Raw genomic sequence first — 22,895 nt, 5'->3', positions numbered from 1 at the left:
ACCGCCCTATAATCTTTATCGCCTAAGCGAAGGCCATGGACATGGCATCCCATCCCAAGCCCCCGGCTCCGGTCCCCGACCTGACCGGGCAAGGTCAGCGCGAACGCTGGCTGGCGTTGGCGCTGGACGCAGCAGAGGTCAACGCCTTCTACGCGCCCGACATGCTGACGGCCGCGATCGACCATCTGGCGGGCGACGGAAACGTCCATCTGATCGAGGCGCGCGATGGTGACATGGCGATAGGCCTGCTGCCGGTCGTCTGCAAGCCGCGCCATGGGCGCCTGCCGATCGGCTGCGTGGCGAACTGGATGCACGATCACTGCTTCTTCGGCGCGCCGATGATCCGCCGGGGGCATGAAGTCGCCGCGTGGCGCAGCTTCCTGGCGCAACTGGAGGCGGCGCCCTGGGCGCGCGGCTTCCTGCATCTCGAAGCGCTGGACGCCGCCGGGGCCAATGCCGCGGCGCTGGAGGCCTTATGCGTGGAGCAGCGGCGCCGCCGGCTGGAGATTCATCGCTACGACCGGGCGATGTTGCGGTCGGACCTGACCGGCGACGCCTATTGGGAAACGCAGATACGGTCCAAAAAGCGCAAGGAATTGCGCCGCCTGCAAAAACGGTTGGCGGAAATGGGGGCGGTCGAGACGCGCCAGTTGACCGACGGCGCCGAGTTGGCGCGCTGGTGCGGCGATTTCCTGGCGCTGGAGGCGTCGGGCTGGAAGGGGCAGGAAGGCACCGCGCTAGAGTGCAAGCCGGCCGACGCCGCTTTCTTCCGCGCCGCCTGCGCCGCCGCCTTCGACGCAGGTCGCCTGCACATGCTGCGCATCGACCTGGACGACCGGGCGATCGCGATGCTGGTCAATTTCCGCCATGGCGAGGGCGCTTTCTCCTTCAAGATCGCGTTCGACGAGACGCTGGGACGCTTTTCGCCGGGCGTGCTGATCGAGATCGCCAATCTGAACGCGGTGCAGGCCGATCCAACGATCGGCTGGATGGACAGTTGCGCCGCCCCCGATCATCCGATGATCGACAGCCTGTGGGCGGAACGACGGACCATCGTGCAATATCGCATCGCCCTGCATGGCGCGGGCATAGCCCGGATGCAGCGCAGCGCCGCCTTCACGCTCGCCAACGGGGTAGAGGCGATCGCCAGAAAATTGAAAGGACAGGCATGACCGCCCATAGCCCGATCGCCCCGGCCGCCGACGCCATCTTCCCCGACGAGGCCCGCGTCGCCTTCGCCGCCGCCTATCCCGACCAGTCAACGACGCTGCATCATGGACTGGCCGGCCATGGGCTGCTGACCCTCGACGCGCTGGCGACCCTGGCCGAGCGGATGCCGGCCACATCGGTCGAATATAATCTGGGCAAGCTGCCGCTGGGGGTTCGGCCGGAGGATACGCCGTCCAATGGGCTGACGCTGGGCGAGACGATCCGCACGATCGATACCAATGGCAGTTGGGCGGTGCTGAAGAATGTCGAGCGCGACCCGGCCTATGCGGCGCTGCTGGACGCGGCGCTGGCGGAACTGGCGCCGATCGTCACGGACAGGACCGGGCCGATGCTGCATCGCGAGGCGTTCATCTTCCTCTCCTCGCCAGGCAGCGTAACGCCGTTCCATATGGACCCGGAGCATAATATCCTGCTCCAGATCATGGGCGTGAAGACGATGACCGTCTTCCCGGCGCGCGACCAGCATCTGGTGCCGGCGCAGAAGAGCGAGGATTTCCATGGCGGCGGCCATCGCAATCTGGTGTGGCAGGACGGGTTCAAGGCGCATGGCACGGCCGTCCGGCTGGCGCCGGGCGATGCGATCCATGTGCCGGTGAAGGCGCCGCATTTCGTGGAGAATGGCCCAACCGTATCGGTCAGCCTGTCAGTGACATGGCGATCGGAACGCAGCGTGGCCGAAGGCGAGCTGCACAGTTTCAACGCATTGCTGCGCAAGCGCGGCCTGCCGGTCGGCACGGTCAGCGCGCGCCCCGAAGCGCAGGGCGTGCGCCGCCTGGTCTATCGCATCATGCGGAAGCTGGGCGCTTAAGTATCCGGCGCAGCAGCGCTTCGGCTTCCAGGCGCGGGCTGAACCGTTCCAGCACCCACCATTCAAGCGAGTCCTCGTAGGTGGCGAGGCTTTGCTTGTACCGATCCTTGCCCGCCAGCAGAGAATAGCGGGCCAGGTCGCGTGCGGCATAATGGCCGACCGCCGCCGCATGGCAGAGCAGGCCGGGCTTGTCCTTGGCCGTGCGCGACGCGGCGAAGGCGGACTGATAGTTCATCGCCACGCCGCGATGGGCGAAATTGACCAGCAACCCGACCACGCCACCGGCATCGGAAAAACGCAGCAGTTCCACCGCGCCCGACGGCAGTCCGCGCGCGCAGATCGTGCCGACGAAGCTGCGGAAGCCGGCATCGTCCCAGGCGTTGTCGGCATGGCGGCCGCCGTTGAGCGCGGCCATCTCCTCCAGCCAGGGGATGACGTCATCAAGCCCGCCGATAGCAACGTCGGGGAGTGGGCCGCCATGATCCTTCATCGCGCGGCGAATCTGGCTGCGCGTATTGGCGCTGAGCAGCGACAGATAGTCGCCGTCAGCGGCGCGCACCGCGCCCAGATCGACCTGATAGACGGGCGAGACATCGATCCGGCTGCGACGGCGCGCGGCCAGGCCGAGCAGCGGCGAATCGGGCGCGACCCCGCTGAGCGTCAGCGCCCGCCAGTCGCGGCGGCGCGTGAGGGCCGCAAGTGCGGCGGCGGTCGCTTCCGCCTCCCGGCCCGTTTCGACCAGCAGGCCATTATATTCGACATAGGGCCGGTCGGCCTGGGGATCGCCCGACTGGTTGAGGCTGAGCGTCGCGACGTCGCCCAGCAGGCGCGGCCGCATCGCATGGCCGGCCAGCGCCAGCGCCACATCCTGTCCCGTTGCATCGGTGACGGCCAGCAGGTCGGGCCGGACGCCATAGCTGTCGAGCCATGCCCCGACCCAGGTCCAGCCCAGGAAGAAGCTGCCGTCGGATCGCGCCTCCAGCGCCTGCCAGCGCTCAGCCAGGGTCGCCCGGTCGGGCTGCGAGAAGGTCGCGGACAATGTCATCGCGCCCCTTGTGGCAGAGCGCCGGGGCGGGTCAAGCGGATCGGTCAGACGGACATGCGTCTGGCCGGATCGACTGTGCCGTCGGGCCGTACACCGGCGCGCGCCAGATCACGGCCCATATGGCCGGTGAGGAAGCGATACCACATGACGAAATCGGCGCGCAGCGACCAGAGCGGATAGCGGAAGGTCGCGGGGCGATTGCGTTCGATCAGGCTGTGACCGGCCCAGGCGAAACCATAGCCCACCAGCGGCAAGGCTGCGGCCATCCACCAGCGCCCGGCAAAGGGCGCCGCAGCGACCAGCGCCACCACCAGGCTGGTGCCGGCATAATGGAGCGCGCGGGTGCCCCGACGCGCATGTTCCTGCAGATAATAGGGCCAAAAGTCGCGGAAGCGCTTCATGCGTGTCACGGCCATATGTGTTGCATCCTCTCTTTGACCGCAAGCGTAACGAAACAGCCGGTGGCTGTTAAGTCTTATGCGCCAGACCGTGCGCCCTGTCGGGAGCATAGAGGAAATAGTCATAGGCCGCGCGCGCCGCTTCCGCGATGATGCGGTCGCGCGCGACATGGCCTTTGCTATCCTTCATCACGAAGACCGCAATCGCGAAGCGGCGCCCGTCGGGCAAGCGCACGACACCGACATCGTTGCCGGTGCCGTTCAATGATCCCGTCTTGTGCGCGACCGCCGTGCCCGGCGGCAACATGCCCACGATCCGCTTCTTGCCCGTTTCGCAGTTCGCCATGATGGTGAACAGCCGCTGGGTGCTGGCGGCCGACAGCGCGCGGCCCGATTCATAGGCGGCGATCAGGTCGAGCATCGCTGCGGGCGTGGAGGTATCCTGCAATTCTGCAGCGAAGGCCATATTAGGCAGATCGCGGATGTCGCGCGTGACCAGTTGCGGATCGGCGCGACGAGCGGCGTCGGCATTCTGGCGGAAGCTGCCCGCCAGCGGATGAATGCCCATGGCGCGATAGAGGAGATGCGCGGTGTCGCTGTCCACACGCAGCCCGGTGACGCCCAGCTTATTCACGAAGCCGGTGATCGCCTGCGGCCCGCCCGCACGCGCGACCAGCACGTCGGTCGCATTATTGTCGCTCTTTTGCAGCATCAGTTCCAGCAACCGGTCGATCGACAGGGTCGCGCCGGGGCGGGAGAACATCCAGGCGATGCCGCCCTCGCTCGCCAAGGCAGGATCGAGCGCAAGCTGTTCGTCCAGGCGCGCCTGCCCCGCATCGACCAGCGCGAAGATGCGGCCGGCCACCGCGATCTTGTAGGCGCTGGCCATCGGGAATAGCGTGTCGCCGTTCAGCGCCTGCGTCTCGCCGGTCTGGAGATCGCGCACCCCGATCCCGACCGATCCGTCCGACAGGGCGGCAAAGCGGGCGAACTCGCCCAGTAATTTCGCTTCGGCGCTTTGCTGGACCAGCGGCTTGGGCGGCGGGCCGAAGGCGTCGGCGCCGGGCAACGGGGCAAGAAACAGGCCGAAGGCGGCGAACAGGCTGACGGGACGAGCAAGCGACATGGTTTCGCCTGTCGCGGATCGGCGCGCGGGAGGCAAGAGGCTTTGCCCCGAATCGGGCAGGTTGACAGGGCTTTGCGCCCCGCGCCATCAGGCGGCATGAGCGACACCATCAAGCTGCACGAAAGCTGGCGCGCGCCGCTGGCCGATCAATTCGAAGCCCCGCATATGCAGGGGCTGAAAAATTTCCTGCGGGCGGAGAAAGCGGCCGGGAAACGAATCTTCCCCAAGGGCAGCGAATATTTCCGCGCGCTGGACCTGACCCCGCTCGACCAGGTGAAGGCCGTGATATTGGGGCAAGACCCCTATCACGGCGAGGGGCAGGCGCATGGCCTGTGCTTTTCGGTACAGCCGGGCGTGCGCACACCGCCGTCGCTGGTCAATATCTATAAGGAGATGCAGGCGGATCTGGGCATTGCGCGGGCCAGCCATGGCTTTCTGGAGCATTGGGCGAGGCAGGGCGTGCTGCTGCTCAACAGCGTGTTGACGGTCGAGATGGGCCGGGCGGCGTCGCATCAGGGCAAGGGCTGGGAACTGTTCACCGACGCGGTGGTGCGGATCGTCGCACAAAAGGAGGAGCCGGTCGTGTTCCTGCTGTGGGGCGCCTATGCCCAGCGCAAGGCGGGCTTCGTCGATCAGAGCCGCCATCTGGTGATCAAGTCCGCCCACCCCTCCCCTTTGTCCGCGCATAACGGTTTTCTGGGATCGCGGCCCTTTTCCAGGGCCAATGCCTTTCTGGAAGCCAAGGGCCGCGGCGCGATCGATTGGGCGTTGCCGGCGCTGGCCGTCGGTCAGCAAGGGCTGTCGCTTTAACGTATCAGCGCCATAGCTGAACGGTGCATAACAGGTCGGTTCAGGAACGAAACAAGCGCCTCATGCGATACCCCCATCACAGTTAGAGATTTCAGGGTTTGAGGAGAACGCACATGATCTTTCGTAAAGCCATTCTGGCCACCGCCCTTGCCGCCGCGTCGCTGACCGCAATCGTCCCTGCGACATCCTATGCGCGCGACCATGATCGTCGCGGCCATCATCGCGAATATCGCAGCGATCATCATCGCGGCGATCGTTATGCGCAACGCCGCAGCTATCGTGACGACAACCGTTACCGCTGCCGCAAGTCGGGCGGGACCACCGGCCTGCTGCTGGGCGGCGTAGCCGGGGCCCTGCTGGGCCGGGCCGTCGATACACGCGGCGACCGTGCGCCTGGCACGATCATCGGCGCTGGCGCTGGCGCGCTGGCCGGCCGGGCGATCGACCGCAACGGTAGCTGCTAAAATAAAGAAAGGCGCGTGGGACATGTCCCCCGCGCCTTTCTCTTATGTCCAGGAAAAGCGAGGCCCGGTCCTGCTTGCGCAGGCCGGGCCTTCGTTCCTCTCCAAACTTGTCCAGCGGTCAGCCGTCGTAATCGCCGCCGATATTCTGGTTGCGCGGCGGCGCGGCGGCGGTCAGGCGCAGAGCCTCCGCCGACTGGGCGATCGAGCCGATTTCGTCCGGCGTATCGTCATCGTCAATCTGCACCTTTTGCAGCGACGCGACGACCGAATCGTGGAGATCGGCGGGCAAGACGGTTTCCTCGGCGATCTCGCGCAGGGCGACGACCGGATTCTTGTCCCGGTCGCGGTCGAGCGTCAACTCAGCGCCGCCGGAAATCTCCCGCGCGCGCTGGGCGGCGAGAAGGACGAGGTCAAAACGGTTGGTAACCTTGTCGACGCAATCTTCGACGGTAACGCGGGCCAAACAGGGCCTCCTGCAAATAACGGAAGGAAAGTCGTGAATTGGCCGCTTAGCAGCCGTCCCCGCAAGAGTCAATGAAAAGGCCATAAAGCCATGGCGAGAGACGGACAAAATGGGCATGAAGGGCATATGGCGACCATCAAACCCGCCCCCGACTGCGCCACCACGGACGACATCCGCCTGGACCTGCACGGCAATCATCTGCGCCTGATCGCGGACGGCCCGGCGCTGCGCGATGCGCTGATCGCGCTGATCGACGGGGCGCATCACAGCCTGAAACTCTATTATTATATCTTTGCGGCCGATGGCAGCGGGACGCTGGTGCGCGATGCGCTGATCGCGGCGCGGGCGCGCGGGGTGGCGGTGACGCTGATGATCGACGGGTTCGGATCGGCCGCCACGCCCGACGCATTCTTTGCGCCACTGATCGAAGCAGGCGCGCAGTTCGCGCGGTTCGGGACGAGCCGCTCGACCCGCTATCTGATCCGCAACCATCAGAAGATGGCGATCGCCGACGACGAGCGTCTGATGATCGGCGGCTTCAATGTCGAGGACGGTTATTTCGGGATTCCCACCGAGGATTGCTGGCGCGACATCGGCCTGCTGATCGTCGGTGATCAGGTGGAGGCGATGACGCGCTGGTACGGTCAGCTATGGCGTTGGAGTTTGACGAAGAGGCATCGTTTTCGCACTCTGCGGCGCATGGTGCGCCAATGGCATCCCACGCTGCATCACCATGCCGCCGATCCGTTCCGCTGGCTGATCGGCGGGCCGACCCGGCGCCTCAGCCCCTGGGCGCAGGTAGTGAAACATGATCTGGAGAAGGCGGGGCGGGTCGACATGATCGCCGCCTATTTCTCGCCGGGGCGCGGAATGCTCAAGCGCATAGCCCGCGCCGCTCGGCGCAAGGGCGCGCGTATCATCCTGCCGGCCAGGTCGGACAATGGCGCGACCGTGGCCGCCGCGCGATTGCTCTATGGACCGTTGCTGCGGCGCGGGGTGGAGATTTACGAATATCAGCCGTGCAAATTGCACATGAAGCTGATCGTCATCGACGATGGCGTCTATGTGGGGTCGGCCAATTTCGACATGCGCAGCCTGTTCATCAACCTGGAGGTGATGCTGCGGGTGGAGGATGCCGGATTTGCCCAAGAGGTGCGCCAGTTCATCCTGCGCGAGGCGACGCGAAGCCGGGCGATAAGCCTGGAGGCGCATCGGTCCGGCCGCAGCGGCCTGACCCTGCTCAAACAATGGATCAGCTATCTGCTGGTCGGCGTGCTGGATTATACGGTGACGCGGCGGCTGAATTTCCGCGACCCGGACGCAGATTAAGGGGGCAGGCGCCGCCCGCCCCGCAACAGATTTCAGCGACCATTGTCGGTCAGCACGCGGACCTCGCCGACAGGATAGCCTTTTTCGGCCATTTCCTTGGCATAATCGCCGCGGGCATCGGCCAGTTCGGCGCGAAATTCCTCCCAGGCGTCGCGATTATCCTCCGCATCGGACGAACCGCGCAAATCGCCGGTGAGTTCCTTGCGCGCTTCGGCCAAATCGGTCTGATAGTTGAACCAATAATCATTTTCGACGCCAGCAATCGGCCCCTGATAGACCAATTGGGTTTCGACCTGGGCCAATTGTTCTTCATAGCTGACCGGGCCTTCCTGCGCCTGGACGGCGGCTGGCGCCATAGCCAGCAGAGCGGTGGCGGCGAGAAGCTTCGCATACATCATGGGTTCTTCTCCTCTTTTGATCGAACCATGCACTGCACAACGCGCCGACCCAGGTCTTTTTCGCCTGAACGAATGTGCAGAATGGACGAAGCGAGAAAAAGGGGCGACGGATCGTTGCGCAAACGTCCGGCCATTTCTACTTATTGCTTTGAAAACAGATAGTTAATCGATTATCGCACCACCAGATAGAAGGCGGCCGGTACAGACCCGCCATTTTCGATCACGATGTCATAGCGATCGGTAAAGAGCGGCAGCCAGGCGCAGTCCACCTGAACGCCCCCAATTGGCTTGGCGCAGAGCGTATTTCCATCCGCGCCCTGCACCCGCATCGACAGATTGGCCGCGCCGCGGGCCGGGGCGACCGAAATCTGGGCGCGCTGGCCGGCGAAGAATAGCTGCCGCACGGTCACGCTGTCCCCCGCGCCGAGCGATCCGCGCCGATAGGCCGGCCCCAGCGCGCGGCCGCGAAAACCAAGCGCCGAGCGGGTGACGCCATGATCCTGCGCCTCCTGCGTCCATAGCGCCGCGAGATCATCCTGCCCTTCGGCCGGGGTCGCGCCGAGCGCCTTGAGGATTTGCGCCGTGTCGAGCAATGCGGCGTGATCGCCATCGCCCTGCGCGACCTCACCTTCCATAAGCGTCCGCAACACCGGATCGGCGGGCAGCATGTCGGCCGCCGGCGCGGCCGGCCCGGCGACAAGCAGCAATCCCGACAAGAGCAGCCTAATCATCGCGGTCCTCCGGCTGGAGCACGAACCGCGCACCGGGCGCGGCCTCCTCCACATGCAGCGACAATTCGTGCCGCTCTGCGATCGCCCTGGCGAGCGAAAGGCCAAGGCCATGCCCCCCGCCCCGCGCGCCGTCAAGCCGGACATAGCGTTCAAACACCCGTTCCCGGTCGGCGGGCGGGATGCCGGGGCCGTCATCCTGCACCACAATATGCGGACCGGGAGCCAGTTCCAACACGATCGAGCCGCCACTGGGCACATATTTGAAGGCGTTGTCGAGCAGGTTGGACATGAGCCGCGTCATCTGCATCGGGTCGGCGCGCGCCCGCACGCCCGGCGCGATCCGCGCATGGAAACCGATGCCCAGATCTTCAGCACTGGCGCCGTAGAGATCGGCCAGGCTTTCGGCGATGTCGCTCAAGTCGACTTCGGCCAGGCCGCGCAGATCGCCGCGCATCGCCTGGGTGCCGGCAATGTCGAGCAGCGAATCGAGCAGGCGCACGACGCCGCGGATTTCGGCGCGCGACTGATCCAGCGTGCGCAGTAGCGCCTCGTCCTGCGTCCCCTCCATCGCCTTGAGGATGCGGGTGTCGAGATGCATCAGCGGGGTGCGAATCTCATGCGCGGTCTGGTCCGACACGGCGCGCTGCGCCTCGACCAGCCGTTCGACCTGGTCGAGCATGGCGTTGGTATTGGCGGCCAGTTCGGCCAGTTCGTCATTATTGCCCGGTCCCGGCGCGCGGGCGGCGATACGCCCGGCGCGGACGGCGGCAAAGGCGGCGTTCACCACCTCCACTCGCGCTCGCAGGCGACGGGCGGCGAAATGGCCGGCGGCCAGACTGAGCAGCGCGATGCCCGCCCCGGCGATGGCGAACGCCATTGCGAGCCGCGCGAGCAGCGCCTGGCCGCGATAATTGCTGCGCCCTACCAGCAGGCGAGCGCCGGCGCCGAGCTGGGTCGCCCGCGCGAACATGCGGTCACCGTCGGGCAGGACGACATAACGCGCCTCCGACACTTCCGATGCGATGGCCGGCCAGCGATCGAGATTGCCGGCCAGGCGGCGGCCGGCCCCATCGGTCAGCAGATACCAGCTACGTTCGCCATCCTCACGGTTCATGGCGAGACGATCGGCGATCCGCGCCCTGAGTTCCGCCTCGTCGCTGCTGACATAGATATCGGCGAGGCCCGCCAGGTCGGTGTCGACCTCTCGCGCCAGCATCGCCCGACCGTCATCGTCGACGATCTTTTGCACCACCAGAAACAGCGCCAAGGTTGACAGAAGACTGACCAAAAGCGCCGACAGCGTGACCCGCCCGAAAACCGAACGGAACAGGCCGGGTCTAGGCACTTCCCGCCCCTGTCGGCCCCGCCGCGGCGATCAGCCGATAGCCGGTGCCCCACACCGTTTCCAGCACAGGACCGTCGAACCCGTCCTCCAGCTTGCGGCGCAGGCGTCCGACATTGACGTCCACGACATTGGTCTGAGGATCGAAGCTCAATTTCCATACCTGGCGCAGCAGCATTTCGCGCGTCACCACTTCGCCGGCATGTTCCATCAGATAGCGGAACAGTTCGAATTCCTTGGGCGAGAGCGGCAGATGCTTGCCCTGGCGAAAGGCCGTGCGCGCCTTCACATGGCATTCCAGGTCGCCAAACAGCAGCACCGGCTCATGGCTGCGCCGGCTGGCCCGGCGCCACAGCGCGCGAACGCGGGCGACCAGTTCGTCGGGTTCGAACGGCTTGGCCAGATAATCATCGACGCCGCTTTCCAGACCCTCGACCCGATGTTCGCTGCGGCCGAGCGCCGACAGCATCAACACCGGCGCGCCAACGCCCGCCACCCGCAGCCGGGTGACGATGTCAATGCCCGACAAATGGGGCAGCATCCGGTCGAGGATGATGACGTCGTGGCTGCCGCCGCCCGCGCGGTTAAGGCCGGTGGCGCCGTCGATCGCCTGTTCCACCACCATGCCTGCATCGGTCAGGATCGTGGCGATGTTGGCGCGCGCGGCCTCGTCATCTTCCACCAGCAATATCGAAATCGCGTCTGCCTGCGCCATCATGTCCCCCGGCTCGCAGATAACGCGAAAGGCCGCCAGTGACAAAGGCTGTTAGCCCATCACTGGCGGCCTTTCGCGCAAAGCCCCGGCTTTGGCGTTTATATTTTGAGCCCGGCGCGCAGCATGAGGCAGCCGATCACGAGCAGATAGGCGCCGAAGATCTTTTTGAGCGGGCCGGCGGGCAGGCTGTGGGCGGCGGCCACGCCGAGCGGCGCGGTCAGCATCGACATGGAGGCGATTGCCAACGTGGCGGGGATGTTGATGTAACCCAGCGAACCCCAGGGCAGGCCGCCTTCCTTCAGACCGATGATCGCGAAACCGATGGTTGTCGGGATGGCGATCAGCGTGCCGATGCCCGACGCCGTCGCAATCGCCCGGTGGATGGTGCGGCCGCACAGCGTCATCACCATGATGGCGATGGTGCCGCCGCCAATGCCCAGCAGCGAGGAAAATGTGCCGAGCCCGCCGGCGATGCCCATGCGCAATATGCCCGACGGCATGGTGTCGCTGACGACCTTGCCGCTGACCTTGGGCAGCAGGAAGTTCAGCGACATCAGGATCACGCCGCCGCCGAAGATCATCTTGAGCGTGCGGCCATCGACATGGCTGGCGAGCATCACGCCCGCGCCGCAGCCCAGGACAATCCAGGGCGCCCAGGTCTTGAGCACTTCGAACTCCACCGCGCCGCGCTTGGAATGGGCCAACAGCGAACGGATGGAGGTGACGATGATGGTCGCCGCCGACGTGCCGATCGCGACATGGGCGATGGCGTCATGCGTGCCGCCGAGCAGTGGAAGGACGACGAGCAGGGCCGGCACCACGACGAAGCCGCCGCCAATGCCGAAAATGCCCGCGGCGAAGCCCGCGAGCAGGCCGGCGGCCAGCATCGCGACGAGCGGAATGAGCCAGGTCATGACATCGCCCTGCATTATAGCGCGCCCTCCTGCCCATTACGACGAGCGCGCATGTTGCTGCGTTCGCCTCTGCGGATCAAGGCGGCGAAATTGGGGAAATCGACCATGACGTTAAACCATGCCTCTCTTCGGCGAAATCAAGCTGCATGGGGGGCATGTGGTCATGTCCCCCTGTCCCGCTAGACGAACGAGGTGCGGGAACCCGCAAGGCCATGGCCTAAAGTGCAAGACGATGGGGAAACAAAAGGACATGGTATCATCAGGCCAACGCCTCCTCCGCGGGCGTATAGCGCAGGCCCAGATCCTGTGCGACGGCCTGATAAGTCACCTTTCCATCCCAGATGTTGAGGCCCGCGCGCAGGTGGGGGTCGTCGCGCAATGCGTCCCGCCACCCCAGTTCGGCGATGCGCAGCGCGTGGGGCAGCGTCACATTGTTGAGCGCATAGGTGCTGGTCCGCGCCACCGCGCCGGGCATGTTGGCGACGCAATAATGGACGACGCCATCGACGATATAGGTGGGGTCGGCATGGGTGGTGGCGTGGCTGGTTTCGAAACAGCCGCCCTGATCGATCGCGACATCGACCAGCACCGCGCCCTTCTTCATGGTTTTCAGCATCGCGGCGCTGACCAGCTTGGGCGCGGCGGCGCCGGGGATCAGCACGGCGCCGATCACCAGATCCGCGTCGGCCACGCATTCGGCCAGGTTCGCGCGGTTGGAAAAGCGGGTCTTGGCCCGCGCCTCGAAATACATGCCGAGCTTTTCCAGCACCTCCGGACTGCGATCCAGGATAGTGACGTCGGCGCCGAGGCCCGCCGCCATCTGCGCCGCGTTGAAGCCGACCACGCCGCCACCGATCACCGCGACCTTGGCCGGCAGCACGCCGGGCACCCCGCCCAGCAGCACCCCGCGCCCGCCATGCGCCTTTTCCAGCGCGGTCGCCCCCGCCTGGATCGCCATGCGACCGGCGACCTGGCTCATCGGCTTGAGCAACGGCAGGCCGCCATGGACGTCGGTCACGGTTTCATAGGCGATGCAGGTTGCGCCCGACGCGATCAGGTCGTGGGTCTGCTCCGGGTCGGGCGCAAGGTGGAGATAGGTATAGAGGATCTGGCCCGGCCGCAGCAGGGCGCGTTCCTGCGGCTGCGGCTCCTTCACCTTCACGATCATTTCGGCGGTAGCGAAGACGTCGACGGCCGCCGCGACGATCTCCGCCCCCGCTGTCTCGTACAGCGCGTCGCTCGCGCCGATACCCTCGCCCGCGCCGCTTTCCACCAGTACGCGATGGCCGTGCGCGGTCAGTTCATGCACGCTTTCGGGCGTCAGGCCGACGCGATATTCATGGTTCTTAATTTCCTTGACGGTGCCGACGATCATCGTGCCTCTCCAAAAAAGGGGGCGCGTTGCCGTCGCGCCGCTCTGCCGCCATCATAGCGCAGGCGGGATGACGAAGGTTCCCCCGATGTTAGGGCGCGGCCCTGACCGGCACCGGCGCATTGCACAGGTCGACGCCGCCAGCGGGGCGATCATAGAAATCATCCTTTCGGTTGGCGCGCAGGCGCAAATAATTGGCGAAGCTGGGCGACAGCGTGTCCATCGCCTCGAAGCGCGGGCGCTCGGCGGCCGGCAGTTCGCTGGCGAGACGGACGGTCAGGATCGGCGCCTGATGTTCGGTCGGCGTATAGAAGCCCAGTTCGCCCGATCCGCGCGGCAGGCTGGACAGATGCGCCATGCCTTCGATCACGCGGCCCACGACTGCGATGTTGCGATCGAGCTGGCGCGGCGCCTGGCCGATCACGGCATAGAGTTCCGCGCCCGTTCCCGCGTCCGGCGATAGGTTCCGGCCGACGCCGACATAGCCATAGCAATGGGGCAGCCAGGCCGACGTTCCGTCCATCGCCACCGGCCAGCCGCCCACGAAGCCGGTCGAGGAGGCATAGGGATCGGCATAGGGCAAGGGCGTGACCGCAAGCCGCCGCGTCGCCAGCGGCAGCGCATAATCGTCCGGGCTGGTGGCGGACAGGCCTGGCGGCATCGGCTTCTTCTCGGTCGCATCGCCCCATTGCACGACATAATTATCCTGCACCCGGTTGATGCTGGCGCCGTCCCACCAATGCGCCTTCGCCAGCGTCGCGATATTGGCGACATGGCGTGGCGAAAAGCCGGGCGCGAGCTGGATGACTACGCGCTTGCCGCCCTCTATGGTCATCACCAGCAGTTCGTCCGCTGGTATCGGCCGCCACGCGCCCGCCGGCGCCTGCGCCACTACGTCGGCGGGCGTAGCGGGCGGATCGGTGGCGAGAGCCTGGGCAGCGAGGCAGGCGGGAAGGACAGCGGCGGACAGCGCGAGCGCGAGAAGGCGGTTCATGCCGCGATCAAACAGCGACCGCGGGATAAAGTAAAGCATCCCCTGCCCATAGCCCTTGCCTAGCCGCACATCGCACGATAGGGAGCCGCACTTCCAGTGCAATGCGGAGCGGTGGCCGAGTGGTCGAAGGCGCTCGCCTGGAAAGTGAGTATACGCCAAAAGCGTATCCAGGGTTCGAATCCCTGCCGCTCCGCCACTTCGGAACAACGGTGGGCACTCCGCCCGCCGCCGAGGTTACGCCATTAGCGGCGAGCACCCGCAACAGGTTGCTCTTTGAGCCCATGATGCGGACTTCCTCGCGATCGACTTCCACCCGCTGCGCGAGCGCGCGCAGATGGTCGCGTCGGTAGCCGCCGCCCTCCAGCCGGATACGTCGCCGCGCGGTAGAGGCGAAGTCGCGCAGCATCGTCGGCGTGATCGCCTGTTGCGCCGAGCTTAAGAGCAGCGCCGAGGCGCGCTCGGCGTCCGCTCGCGCCTGATCGCGGGTCGCCTTCAATCCGTCGATGCGATCCTTGAGCGCCGGGTCATCGAGATCGGCGACGCCGCTTTCGATCGCATCGTAGAGCCGCTTCAAACGAAGCTCAGTCTCCGCAGCGCGCTTGTTCAACTCGGCGATGTGCTCCCGGCGTCGCTCGGATCGTTCCTGTCGCCGATCCAGAACTTCTGACAGCACCTCCTCCAGTCGATCGGGATCGAGCAACCGTTCGGCCAGATGATTGGCGACAAGATCGTCCAGCCGATCCATCGCGACGGTCATGCCCTCGCAGGCCGTCGCGCCCTGCCGCGCCTTCATCGAGCAGGTATAATAACGATAGCGCCCGCCCTTGCCGGTGCGGATCGTCATCGCGCCGCCGCATTTGCCGCAGTGGATCAGCCCCGTCAGCAGCGTCGGGCCACCAACGACCTGCGGATGCGCGACCTTCGGGCTACGCGCCTTCAAATGCGCTTGCACCGCATCGAACATCGCCTGGTCTATGATCGCCGGAACCTCGACCGCGATCACTTCCTCGGCCGGCTTCAACTCCTTGCTCTTGCCGCGCTTATTGAACTCATGCCGGCCCGCGTAAGTCGGGCGGGTCAGCATGCGATGCACCGTGCCGATGCCCCAGCGCCCGCCATCGCGGGTGAAGATGCGGCGCTCGTTGAGATGCTTGGTGATCGTCTTCACACCCATCGGGCCGGACGTGCCGTCGCCTTCCAGCGCCAGCTTGAATGCCAGCCGCACCGTGTCGGCGTGAAGTGGGTCGATCTCCAGCTTCTTCTTGACCTTGGCCCCGCGTTGCTCGGCCGCGACAATGCGATAGCCTATCGGCGGCAGCGAGCCATTCCAGAATCCCTGTCGGGCATTTTCCTTAAGCGCGCGCAGGACGTGCTTGGCATTTTCCTTGGACTGATACTCATCGAAAAGGGCCATGATCCGCCGCATCATGTCGTGCATCGGATCGTCACCAAGCTCCTGCGTGATGGAGACGAGGCGAACGCCATTCTTACCGAGCTTCCGGTAATAATATTCCATCTCGAAAGCGTCGCGAAAGAAGCGCGAGAAGCTGTGGACGACCACCACGTCGAATGGCGAAGGCTTACTCGTGCCAGCTTCGATCATCCGCTGAAATTCGGGACGGCGATCATTCGTGGCCGTGTTACCCGGTTCAACAAACGTCTCGGTAAGTTCATAGCCGCGCGCGATGCAATAGGCTTCGCCCTGCTTGCGCTGATCCGGGATCGAAACGTCATGCTCGGCCTGCCGCGCGGTTGAGACGCGCAGATAGAGGGCGGCGCGCAGCGGCACGGTCATGGCAGCTTCCTCACATCATTCGCATGGCCCGAACAGCTCGTCGAAGATGTCGCCGAACCATGCCTCGAACACGTCCACTTCGACGCTCGTGACCGGCACGCGCTCGGGCCAGTCGTCGGTAACGGTCCAGGTCGAAAGATCGTCTTTAGGCGACCGACCGGCACAAGACCGAGGCGCGCCGTCCAGCGATCGGGCGTAATCAAGCAAATCGTCCGGACAATATGCGGGACGGCGCGGCGTTCGGCGGCGCGGCTTACGAAACGTGGCCATGCCGACACGGTGCCGCCCGGCCTGCGCTGGTGCAAAGCTTCCGACGCAGCGTAGCGCAGATAGGGGCGGAGGGCGGCGCGGTTCATGTCTCGCCCCACGGGTTCACGACAGTGATGGCGCAGTCCGCGAAGTCGGCGACATTGCGAGTCGCCAGTCGCGCGCCCCGCGAGCGCACGATCGCCGCAATCTGCGCGTCGATCTGGCTGATCGGCTTGCCACTTTTCCGCCGCCCGGCTGCAATGTCAGGATAGGCATTAGCTGCGTCCGTATCGAACGGCAGCACACGCCCGGCGAGATCGACATCGAACATCGGCCGCGCAGCTTCCGTTAGCGCATCCCGGCGGCGACCTTCGGGCAGAAGCGCCAGGCCGTAGAAGATTTCCGCCTGGGTCAGCGTCGTCGTGAACACGCCCGCCATCGGTTGCTCGGCGATCCACGCCATCACCGCAGCATCGGACTCACTCCGCATCAGTTCGGAGATGACATTGGTATCGAGGACGATCATTCGCCGAAGTCCACCGTGTGCCGGATCGCTTCGCGAGGCACGTCGGGGAGATCGACGCCGCCCAGCACACCGAAGCGCTCATGGATGGCATGCGCCAGATTGCGCGGTCGCGGATCGTCCGTCGAGAGCGCCGAGCGAAGGATGTCCCGCGCCTCATCCTCCATCGAGCGGCCGTTGACCGCCGCGCGCACGCGCAAGCGCTTCTTGATCGTATCGTCGATGTTCCGGATCGTCATGACCGCCATACTGGCCTCCATAAGTCAATGACTGCATGTTAGTCGATGACGCCAAGAATTGCAAGGTCGCGATGGCGAGGCTACTATTTACAGTCAGTGAGTGTGACGCTGGCGGGAGCATTGCTGACAACATCATCAGGACCGCCGGGCAGAGCGGTGATCCGGGCGCTGGACAACGCGCCTGCGTTGGCAGCTTGGGCGCGCGACGAAGGGTTTCGCGATCTACGCCCGTCTTTTTGGCATGTGACGGTTATATTCTCTCCGCATAGCCTATTAGCGCTCGACCCGGACGCTCTCCAGATCGAATCGGGTTCATCCCGGCGGGTTGAACGCATGGGAGGACTGATTACGCTATGTATTCCGTCGCCCGCTTTGGTTGCTCGCCACCTTGCTCATCGGCAATCAGGTGGGGTGTGGGATTTTCGCGCATACATACCGCATGTGAGCTTCACGCCTGATGATGGACGGAATCTACGAGATGTGCGCCCTTTCGATGGAATGCTGATGTTCGGGCCTGAAATCTTAGGCTGACATTTGGAGGGGGGATGTTTCCCCCTGAGCGGGAGCCTGTGTCTCCCGCTACCCCCTCTGCGGGGACACCCCGCAACGCCCCGCCGTCGCATTCGCGCCAACTGATAGATCCGCCTCGGCGGATTTCAGCTTTTCCAATGCTGCGGAGATCGGGCCAGGGCTACGCCGGCCCGATCGTATCGTTGGTCGTTGCACTCCCGAGATGGGGTGGGCGTCGCTTCCCTCTAGGCCCGCCGCGCCGGGCCGCAACGCGCGCGAGGCGCGCTTACCTCCTCTGCGTTCCGGTCCTGCGGATGCTGCCCGGCTCCGCCGGCGGGCCTGCCGGTCGCTCTTTCGCCGCCCACCCCATTCCGGGGTGTGTGTGGTTTTGAAGGAGAAGTGTGATGAACGCTGTTACCGAAACCGCAGCCGCCGAGCCTGTGTCGGGCGTCGAGATTTTCGTGCCACTCGCCAAGCTCAAGAAGTCCCCGCGCAATGCCCGCAAGGTGCCGCATGGGGAGGCCGCTATCGAAGCGCTGGCCGCGTCGATCCAGCACAAGGGGCTGATCCAGAACCTTGTTATCGAGCCAGAGGCCAAGGAGGACGGGACGCCGACCGGCTATTACCTCGTCACCGCTGGCGAAGGCCGCAGGCTGGCGATGCTGCTGCGCGCCAAGCGTAAGCAGATCAAGAAGTCCGAGCATGTCCGCTGCTGGCTGGACACGGCGAACGACCCCGCCGAGATCAGTCTGGACGAGAACGTGACTCGCACTCCGATGCACCCCGCCGACCAATTCGAGCGGTTCGCGGAACTTTCCAACGACAAGGGTTGGGGTGCGCAGGAGATCGGCGCGCGGTTCGGCGTGTCGGCTGGCGTGGTGAAGCAGCGGCTTCGCTTGGGTGCGGTCAGCCCGAAGCTGTTGCAGGTCTATCGGGAGGACGGTCTTACGCTGGACCAATTGATGGCCTTCGCTATCACCGAGGACCATGCCCGTCAGGAGCAGGTGTTCGAGGGGCTGCATCATAACCGCGAGCCGTGGATCATCCGGCGCGACATGACCGCTGCTAACGTCCCGGCGACGGACCGGCGCGCGGTGTTCGTCGGAGCCGACGCCTATGTCGAAGCGGGCGGCAACATCATCCGCGACCTGTTCAGCGAGGACCGGGGCGGGTTCTTCGAGGATGCGGGCTTGCTCGATATGCTCGCCGCCGAGAAGCTGCGGGAGGTTGCCGAGCAGGTGCAGGCCAAGGGCTGGAAATGGACCGAGGCGCATATCGACTACCCCCACGCCCACGGGATGCGGCGCTTCTATCCGCAGCAGATCGCCCTGTCCGACGAGGACGAGGCGCGGCTGGATGCGCTGTCCACCGAGCATGACGAGCTTGCCGAAGGCTATTCGTCCTATGACGAGATGCCCGAGGACGTGGCGACGAAGCTGGAGGCGGTGTCCGACGAGATCGACGCCATTTCGGCCAAGCGTTCGGCCTACGACGCCAGCGTGATCGCGCATGGCGGCGCGTTCGTCGTGCTCCACCATGACGGCACGGTCAGGATCGAGCGGGGTTTCGTCCGAGCCGAAGACGAGGCGCTAGCTGACCCGCAGCCCGAAGGCGAAGCCATCGATTCGGAGGCCGTGGAGGACGAGCAGCCCGAGGATGGCGACGAGGACGTGCAGGAGATCGAGGAAGAGGACGAGGAACCGGGCAAGCCGATTTCCGACAGCCTCACCCGCGACCTGTCCGCTTATCGGACGCTGGCCTTGCGCGTGGCACTTGGCGAGCGGCCGGATTTGGCGCTGATCGCCTTGACCCACACGCTCACGGCGCAGTTGTTCTACAGCTATGCCGAGGCCGGTTGCCTTGAGGTTCGTCCGACCGTGACGCCGCTTGGCAGCCATGCGGACGGGATCGAAGATACCCCGCTGGCTGCGAAGGCGAACGAGGCGCGCGAGGCTTGGGCCGAGCGGATGCCGCGTGACGTGGCGGACCTGTGGGGCTTCATCGTTGGGCTGGACGATGAGCGGCGGACAGCGTTGCTGGCGCATTGCGCGGCCCGCACCGTCAACGCCCTGCGGCTGCCGTGGGACCGTAAGCCCCGGTCGCTGCAAACGGCGGATAGGCTGGCGAGCGCGCTGGCGCTGGACGTCGCGAAGGACTGGACGCCGACCGCTGACAGTTACCTTGGCCGCGTCACCAAGGCGCATATCGTGGAGGCCGTTACCGAAGGCGTGTCGGAGGACGCCGCCCGCCGTATCGCCGACATGAAGAAGCCGGACATGGCGCAGACCGCCGAGCAGCTTCTAGCCGGTAGCGGCTGGCTTCCCGCCGTGCTGCGGACGGTGCAGCCGGAGGCGGAGCAGGCCGAGGTTGAGGCGGCGGAGCCGTTCGGCGAGGCCGAGGAAGTGCCGGAGGATACCTACGCTGTCGCTGCCGAGTGACCGGGATCGGGGCGGCGCGAGCCGCCCCGGTTTCCCCACGCTGACATAAATCGGCTGCGCGCCTTTAGGCGCGCGGCCGATCGTCGTGGATTGAAACGGACGCTCGCGGGGCCAAGCCCCCGCTCGCGGTTTCAGAATGGCGCATCTGGCGGCCGGGCTGCGCTTCGGTGTGATGACGATGTTCGCGGTCGGGCCTGACCGAAAGCGTGCGCCAAGAATCGCTGGGCCGGCATTCGCTACGTCGTCGCTCGAACAGACCCTTTCGGCGGTCGAGGCGCGTCTGCGGGCGCACATCCAGACCGGCGAGATGCGCGATGTCGATCCGTGCGGACCAGCGGTAGCGTTGGTGTCGCCGGTGCTGTTGTCGTTTCTTCACCAGCACGAGCTGGGCGGGGGGCGCGTGCGGCCGCTCGACCTCGACGCCTTCGTCAACGAGCACGCTGCGGCGTTCGTCAGGGCCTGGGGCGCTCTCTCCGGTTAACTGCGACGGCGGCAGGCATTGCCTGCGTGGCCAGTTGGTCGGTTTTGTGGTCCCGCACGGTCATCGGCATGGCTCAGAGGCAGTCGCCATCGGCTATCCCACGCATCCAGCCATGACCGCGCGGCCTCCCGATTGGCTTGATCTAACCGGGGACCGGCTTCGCCTCGCCCGACCTGGCGCAACAGCGCCGGTCAACTTTTTTCCGCCGCCTTCGGCTTTGCATCGCGAAGCAAAAAAAGCCGCCCGTCGCCGTCCTCCGCTGCGCTCGGGCCGCAAGCGGTGCGCGTCCGATCGTCCCCGGACTTCGATCGCCATCGAGGCCGCGGCGGTCGTGGCCCGAAAGTGCAAAGGAACTTCGACATGGCGACCATCGGCACCTTCACCAAGGCCGATAACGGCAACTTTAACGGCACCATCACCACCCTGACCCTGAAGGCGAAGGCGGTCCTCCGCCCGGTCGATAAGGAGAGCGAGAAAGCCCCCGACCACAGGCTCACGGTCGGCTCCGTCGAATGCGGCGCCGGATGGCAGAAGACCAGCCGCGAGAAGCGCGACTACATCTCGGTCAAGATCGACGATCCGACCTTCCCGGCTCCGATCTACGCCACCCTGAGCGAGACCGACACCGCCGGCGAATACGCCCTTATCTGGTCGCGCTGACCGCCGACAACGCCCCGCTCTTCGGAGCGGGGCGTTTCCTGTTCGCAGAAGACCCGGTTCAACTGTCCAGTCGCTCGAACAGCGGAAGCGGGGCGACGGCACGCTCCATTACCACGCCCGCATCATAGGGTGCGATCGTCAGCCACTCGACTGCCCAATCCAGCGTCAGCTCGACCGATCCCACGCGCGAGATCCCCGCACCGTCCACGGCAACCCGGAAATCGAAGCGATCGTCCTCGGCTTCTAGCCGCCCTTCGATCAGCGACCCATCGCTCGCCGCGAGCAGGAACCGCTCCTCGACCTCATGATAGGGAACGCGCAGCGTGGTGGTTATGTCGCCCGCCACCGCGATACGCTGGCCAGGCTGTCCCGTGATCGTAATGCTCATATCAACTCCTCACGGTCTGTTTGGATCAAAACAGGAACAGATCGCAAGAGCGTTGCGGTGAACTGACGGGCCGATAGGCCCGGCACCCCATCTGTTCGGTGCTTGGGGCTCTGCCCCCCGCGCACTTCAAGCGGCTTCCGCCCAGCTTCCCTCGCTGCGCTCAGTGCAGCCGGTTCCCCGCGAAGCCGCTTTCCGTTTGCACCCCCGGTCTCGCCGACGGGCAGGGTTTCAGCGCGGCGCTCCGCTGCGCGGAAACCCAAGCCCAAGGAGGCCAAAATGCACTATCAGCTTGCCACCCGGTTCGGCCGCAACGCCCACCAAATCAGCGGCCGGGAGCCGCTCGATAACGAGGCGCTGTATCGCCACGTCCCGTCGATCTTCGCGCGCGAGGCGCACGACAGCCGTTCGGATCGCTACGTCTATGTCCCGACAATCGACATCGTGGAGGGGCTACGCCGGGAAGGATGGTCGCCGTTCTTCGCGGTCCAGTCGGCGCCTCGCGACGGCAGCCGCCACGGCCACGCCAAGCATATGCTGCGCCTTCGCCGTGACGACGGCATCGGCAAACCGGAGGCGGCCGAAGTCATCATCGTCAACAGCCATGACGGGACGAGCGCCTATCAGATGTTCGCCGGGATGCTGCGCTTCGTTTGCACCAACAGCATGATTGCGGGCGAGCGGTTTGAGGAGGTCCGCGTGCCGCACAAAGGCAATATTGAGCATGACATTATCGAGGGCGTGTTCACCGTTGCCGAGGACTTCCCTCGGCTGATCGACGCCAGCGAGTCGATGAAGGCGATCCAGCTTTCGCCGGACGAGCAGCGCTTGCTTGGCGAGGTCAGCCTTGTCGCCCGCTATGGCGACGATGAAAGCCCGGTTCGCCCCGAGCAGATCATCGAGCCGCGCCGCCGCGAGGATGTGGACCGCAGCCTGTGGACCACGTTCAACGTCATTCAGGAGAATGTCGTGCGCGGCGGGTTGCAGGGCCGTAAGCGTAACGCCGAGGGCCGCATCCGCCGCAGCCAGACCCGTGCCATAAACGGCATTGACCAGAACGTGACGCTCAACCGCGCGCTTTGGACGCTGGCGGAAGGGATGCAGCGCCTCAAAGCAGCCTGACCATTTCACCGCAGGGCCGAAGGTTCGGCCCTGCGGCTTCGCCGATTTTGCGCCGATCCGCCGCGCCGGATCGGCGGGCGGCCGCGCGTCCCAAGGTCCGCGCGGCCGCAAGCGCGCTCGCCGGGCTGACGCCCGGCTCGCGCGAGGTGGTGGTCAAATACTACACATTATTCTATGACGACACCGGGCCGCTACGCGGCGGCCTGGGGTGTGGAAACCCCACGTTTAGCGGTTCGGCGCCGGCCGTGACGGTGCCGCCATCCTTGACCACATGGTCGGGGAGCCTGTGACGTATACAACAGGCTTCCGGGCTAAAGGTCATAGGAACCGACTAAACGCGGTTTTCCAACTCCC

General features: G+C 65.5%; 26 protein-coding genes, 1 tRNA gene and 1 pseudogene. 12 read left to right on the top strand and 16 right to left on the bottom strand.

The window, feature by feature from the left end; all coding sequences use genetic code 11:
* The first annotated feature begins 35 nt into the window (after positions 1–35).
* The gene (locus EWH12_RS11835) at positions 36–1,172 is read left to right on the top strand and encodes a GNAT family N-acetyltransferase (protein ID WP_129926711.1); all 1,137 of its coding nucleotides are present in this window, start codon (positions 36–38) and stop codon (positions 1,170–1,172) included.
* Positions 1,169–2,038, top strand: a complete 870-nt coding sequence (locus tag EWH12_RS11830) for a cupin-like domain-containing protein (protein ID WP_129926710.1) — start codon at positions 1,169–1,171, stop codon at positions 2,036–2,038. Before EWH12_RS11835 ends, EWH12_RS11830 begins: the two co-directional genes overlap by 4 nt.
* Here EWH12_RS11830 and EWH12_RS11825 read toward each other — a convergent pair.
* From EWH12_RS11825 to bla, 3 genes are read right to left on the bottom strand one after another with little or no spacing between them, the layout of a single operon-like run.
* Positions 2,016–3,083, bottom strand: a complete 1,068-nt coding sequence (locus tag EWH12_RS11825) for a GNAT family N-acetyltransferase (protein ID WP_129926709.1) — start codon at positions 3,081–3,083, stop codon at positions 2,016–2,018. The two genes, EWH12_RS11830 and EWH12_RS11825, sit on opposite strands and share 23 nt — an antisense overlap.
* 44 nt (positions 3,084–3,127) lie before the next feature.
* Positions 3,128–3,499 (bottom strand): Mpo1-like protein, encoded by a 372-nt coding sequence (locus EWH12_RS11820; protein WP_066599919.1) that lies wholly within the window; start codon positions 3,497–3,499, stop codon positions 3,128–3,130.
* A gap of 52 nt (positions 3,500–3,551) precedes the next feature.
* A complete protein-coding gene (bla, locus tag EWH12_RS11815; RefSeq protein WP_066599917.1) occupies positions 3,552–4,607 on the bottom strand; it encodes a class A beta-lactamase in 1,056 nt (351 codons plus the stop codon).
* A gap of 96 nt (positions 4,608–4,703) precedes the next feature.
* Here bla and ung point away from each other — a divergent pair, with 96 nt between their 5' ends.
* Positions 4,704–5,417, top strand: a complete 714-nt coding sequence (gene ung / locus EWH12_RS11810; protein WP_066599916.1) for a uracil-DNA glycosylase — start codon at positions 4,704–4,706, stop codon at positions 5,415–5,417.
* 113 nt (positions 5,418–5,530) lie between these two features.
* Complete coding sequence (locus tag EWH12_RS11805; RefSeq protein ID WP_066599913.1) at positions 5,531–5,881, top strand: glycine zipper 2TM domain-containing protein; 351 nt, start codon at positions 5,531–5,533, stop codon at positions 5,879–5,881.
* A 118-nt stretch (positions 5,882–5,999) separates the two neighbouring features.
* On the opposite strand, the gene rpoZ is transcribed toward EWH12_RS11805, so the two are convergent.
* Entirely contained in the window at positions 6,000–6,344 is a 345-nt protein-coding gene (rpoZ, locus tag EWH12_RS11800) for a DNA-directed RNA polymerase subunit omega (RefSeq protein WP_007708529.1), read from the bottom strand.
* A 126-nt stretch (positions 6,345–6,470) separates the two neighbouring features.
* Between rpoZ and EWH12_RS11795 the strand changes: the two genes are divergently transcribed.
* A complete protein-coding gene (locus tag EWH12_RS11795; protein ID WP_422917732.1) occupies positions 6,471–7,673 on the top strand; it encodes a phospholipase D-like domain-containing protein in 1,203 nt (400 codons plus the stop codon).
* Between the two features lie 32 nt (positions 7,674–7,705).
* Here EWH12_RS11795 and EWH12_RS11790 read toward each other — a convergent pair whose 3' ends face one another.
* From EWH12_RS11790 to EWH12_RS11760, 7 genes are all read right to left on the bottom strand, one after another.
* Complete coding sequence (locus EWH12_RS11790; RefSeq protein WP_129926707.1) at positions 7,706–8,071, bottom strand: hypothetical protein; 366 nt, start codon at positions 8,069–8,071, stop codon at positions 7,706–7,708.
* A gap of 170 nt (positions 8,072–8,241) precedes the next feature.
* Positions 8,242–8,802 carry a hypothetical protein gene (locus EWH12_RS11785; RefSeq protein WP_066599906.1) on the bottom strand — a complete coding sequence of 187 codons (561 nt, stop codon included), beginning with the start codon at positions 8,800–8,802 and terminating at the stop codon, positions 8,242–8,244.
* Positions 8,795–10,147 (bottom strand): sensor histidine kinase, encoded by a 1,353-nt coding sequence (locus EWH12_RS11780; RefSeq protein ID WP_129926706.1) that lies wholly within the window; start codon positions 10,145–10,147, stop codon positions 8,795–8,797. Before EWH12_RS11780 ends, EWH12_RS11785 begins: the two co-directional genes overlap by 8 nt.
* The gene (locus EWH12_RS11775; RefSeq protein WP_066604864.1) at positions 10,140–10,859 is read right to left on the bottom strand and encodes a response regulator transcription factor; all 720 of its coding nucleotides are present in this window, start codon (positions 10,857–10,859) and stop codon (positions 10,140–10,142) included. The genes EWH12_RS11780 and EWH12_RS11775 overlap by 8 nt, the downstream gene beginning before the upstream one ends.
* 98 nt (positions 10,860–10,957) lie before the next feature.
* Positions 10,958–11,788, bottom strand: a complete 831-nt coding sequence (locus EWH12_RS11770; protein WP_066599901.1) for a sulfite exporter TauE/SafE family protein — start codon at positions 11,786–11,788, stop codon at positions 10,958–10,960.
* 244 nt (positions 11,789–12,032) lie between these two features.
* Positions 12,033–13,148 (bottom strand): alanine dehydrogenase, encoded by a 1,116-nt coding sequence (ald, locus tag EWH12_RS11765; protein WP_129926705.1) that lies wholly within the window; start codon positions 13,146–13,148, stop codon positions 12,033–12,035.
* Between the two features lie 88 nt (positions 13,149–13,236).
* Entirely contained in the window at positions 13,237–14,139 is a 903-nt protein-coding gene (locus EWH12_RS11760; RefSeq protein ID WP_066604861.1) for a peptidylprolyl isomerase, read from the bottom strand.
* Between the two features lie 105 nt (positions 14,140–14,244).
* Between EWH12_RS11760 and EWH12_RS11755 the strand changes: the two genes are divergently transcribed.
* A tRNA-Ser gene (locus tag EWH12_RS11755) sits at positions 14,245–14,335 on the top strand.
* A gap of 573 nt (positions 14,336–14,908) precedes the next feature.
* Here the strand turns inward: EWH12_RS11755 and EWH12_RS22665 are convergent.
* From EWH12_RS22665 to EWH12_RS11735, 4 genes and pseudogenes are all read right to left on the bottom strand, one after another.
* Positions 14,909–15,934: pseudogene (locus EWH12_RS22665) on the bottom strand (recombinase family protein); the annotation flags it as partial.
* 15 nt (positions 15,935–15,949) lie between these two features.
* A complete protein-coding gene (locus EWH12_RS11745; protein WP_242496032.1) occupies positions 15,950–16,141 on the bottom strand; it encodes a hypothetical protein in 192 nt (63 codons plus the stop codon).
* 145 nt (positions 16,142–16,286) lie between these two features.
* Entirely contained in the window at positions 16,287–16,709 is a 423-nt protein-coding gene (locus EWH12_RS11740) for a type II toxin-antitoxin system VapC family toxin (protein ID WP_129926703.1), read from the bottom strand.
* Positions 16,706–16,954 carry a FitA-like ribbon-helix-helix domain-containing protein gene (locus EWH12_RS11735; RefSeq protein ID WP_207212396.1) on the bottom strand — a complete coding sequence of 83 codons (249 nt, stop codon included), beginning with the start codon at positions 16,952–16,954 and terminating at the stop codon, positions 16,706–16,708. The genes EWH12_RS11740 and EWH12_RS11735 overlap by 4 nt, the downstream gene beginning before the upstream one ends.
* 36 nt (positions 16,955–16,990) lie before the next feature.
* On the opposite strand from EWH12_RS11735, the gene EWH12_RS22985 reads away from it, so the two are divergent.
* The 4 genes from EWH12_RS22985 (at position 16,991) to EWH12_RS11715 (ending at position 21,034) form a co-directional block, all read left to right on the top strand.
* Complete coding sequence (locus EWH12_RS22985) at positions 16,991–17,476, top strand: hypothetical protein (RefSeq protein ID WP_422917731.1); 486 nt, start codon at positions 16,991–16,993, stop codon at positions 17,474–17,476.
* 383 nt (positions 17,477–17,859) lie between these two features.
* Complete coding sequence (locus EWH12_RS11725) at positions 17,860–19,893, top strand: ParB/RepB/Spo0J family partition protein (protein ID WP_129926700.1); 2,034 nt, start codon at positions 17,860–17,862, stop codon at positions 19,891–19,893.
* A 136-nt stretch (positions 19,894–20,029) separates the two neighbouring features.
* On the top strand, positions 20,030–20,374 hold the full coding sequence (locus EWH12_RS11720; RefSeq protein WP_129926699.1) for a hypothetical protein: 345 nt from the start codon (positions 20,030–20,032) through the stop codon (positions 20,372–20,374).
* Positions 20,375–20,734: 360 nt separating this feature from the next.
* Positions 20,735–21,034, top strand: coding sequence for a DUF736 domain-containing protein (locus EWH12_RS11715; protein ID WP_129926698.1), 300 nt, complete (start codon positions 20,735–20,737; stop codon positions 21,032–21,034).
* 58 nt (positions 21,035–21,092) lie between these two features.
* On the opposite strand, the gene EWH12_RS11710 is transcribed toward EWH12_RS11715, so the two are convergent.
* Positions 21,093–21,422 carry a hypothetical protein gene (locus EWH12_RS11710; protein ID WP_129926697.1) on the bottom strand — a complete coding sequence of 110 codons (330 nt, stop codon included), beginning with the start codon at positions 21,420–21,422 and terminating at the stop codon, positions 21,093–21,095.
* Positions 21,423–21,698: 276 nt separating this feature from the next.
* Here EWH12_RS11710 and EWH12_RS11705 point away from each other — a divergent pair, with 276 nt between their 5' ends.
* The gene (locus tag EWH12_RS11705) at positions 21,699–22,541 is read left to right on the top strand and encodes a DUF932 domain-containing protein (RefSeq protein WP_129926696.1); all 843 of its coding nucleotides are present in this window, start codon (positions 21,699–21,701) and stop codon (positions 22,539–22,541) included.
* A gap of 47 nt (positions 22,542–22,588) precedes the next feature.
* On the top strand, positions 22,589–22,831 hold the full coding sequence (locus tag EWH12_RS11700; RefSeq protein ID WP_129926695.1) for a hypothetical protein: 243 nt from the start codon (positions 22,589–22,591) through the stop codon (positions 22,829–22,831).
* The last annotated feature ends 64 nt before the right edge of the window (positions 22,832–22,895 follow it).

The sequence above is a fragment of the Sphingobium cupriresistens genome, assembly GCF_004152865.1.
GTDB classification, from domain to species: Bacteria; Pseudomonadota; Alphaproteobacteria; order Sphingomonadales; family Sphingomonadaceae; genus Sphingobium; species Sphingobium cupriresistens.
This window is presented reverse-complemented; position numbering and strand designations above follow the sequence as displayed.

Coding starts and splice junctions, on each gene's coding strand:
- EWH12_RS11710 (WP_129926697.1), bottom strand. CDS start 21,422: ATGAGCATTACGATCACGGGACAGCCTGGCCAGCGTATCGCGGTGGCG.
- EWH12_RS11735 (WP_207212396.1), bottom strand. CDS start 16,954: ATGGCGGTCATGACGATCCGGAACATCGACGATACGATCAAGAAGCGC.
- EWH12_RS22985 (WP_422917731.1), top strand. CDS start 16,991: ATGACGCCAAGAATTGCAAGGTCGCGATGGCGAGGCTACTATTTACAG.
- EWH12_RS11795 (WP_422917732.1), top strand. CDS start 6,471: ATGGCGACCATCAAACCCGCCCCCGACTGCGCCACCACGGACGACATC.
- bla (WP_066599917.1), bottom strand. CDS start 4,607: ATGTCGCTTGCTCGTCCCGTCAGCCTGTTCGCCGCCTTCGGCCTGTTT.
- EWH12_RS11715 (WP_129926698.1), top strand. CDS start 20,735: ATGGCGACCATCGGCACCTTCACCAAGGCCGATAACGGCAACTTTAAC.
- EWH12_RS11830 (WP_129926710.1), top strand. CDS start 1,169: ATGACCGCCCATAGCCCGATCGCCCCGGCCGCCGACGCCATCTTCCCC.
- EWH12_RS11785 (WP_066599906.1), bottom strand. CDS start 8,802: ATGATTAGGCTGCTCTTGTCGGGATTGCTGCTTGTCGCCGGGCCGGCC.
- EWH12_RS11760 (WP_066604861.1), bottom strand. CDS start 14,139: ATGAACCGCCTTCTCGCGCTCGCGCTGTCCGCCGCTGTCCTTCCCGCC.
- EWH12_RS11790 (WP_129926707.1), bottom strand. CDS start 8,071: ATGATGTATGCGAAGCTTCTCGCCGCCACCGCTCTGCTGGCTATGGCG.
- ald (WP_129926705.1), bottom strand. CDS start 13,148: ATGATCGTCGGCACCGTCAAGGAAATTAAGAACCATGAATATCGCGTC.
- EWH12_RS11805 (WP_066599913.1), top strand. CDS start 5,531: ATGATCTTTCGTAAAGCCATTCTGGCCACCGCCCTTGCCGCCGCGTCG.
- ung (WP_066599916.1), top strand. CDS start 4,704: ATGAGCGACACCATCAAGCTGCACGAAAGCTGGCGCGCGCCGCTGGCC.
- EWH12_RS11720 (WP_129926699.1), top strand. CDS start 20,030: ATGGCGCATCTGGCGGCCGGGCTGCGCTTCGGTGTGATGACGATGTTC.
- EWH12_RS11740 (WP_129926703.1), bottom strand. CDS start 16,709: ATGATCGTCCTCGATACCAATGTCATCTCCGAACTGATGCGGAGTGAG.
- EWH12_RS11725 (WP_129926700.1), top strand. CDS start 17,860: ATGAACGCTGTTACCGAAACCGCAGCCGCCGAGCCTGTGTCGGGCGTC.
- EWH12_RS11770 (WP_066599901.1), bottom strand. CDS start 11,788: ATGCAGGGCGATGTCATGACCTGGCTCATTCCGCTCGTCGCGATGCTG.
- EWH12_RS11820 (WP_066599919.1), bottom strand. CDS start 3,499: ATGGCCGTGACACGCATGAAGCGCTTCCGCGACTTTTGGCCCTATTAT.
- EWH12_RS11775 (WP_066604864.1), bottom strand. CDS start 10,859: ATGGCGCAGGCAGACGCGATTTCGATATTGCTGGTGGAAGATGACGAG.
- EWH12_RS11705 (WP_129926696.1), top strand. CDS start 21,699: ATGCACTATCAGCTTGCCACCCGGTTCGGCCGCAACGCCCACCAAATC.
- EWH12_RS11825 (WP_129926709.1), bottom strand. CDS start 3,083: ATGACATTGTCCGCGACCTTCTCGCAGCCCGACCGGGCGACCCTGGCT.
- EWH12_RS11835 (WP_129926711.1), top strand. CDS start 36: ATGGACATGGCATCCCATCCCAAGCCCCCGGCTCCGGTCCCCGACCTG.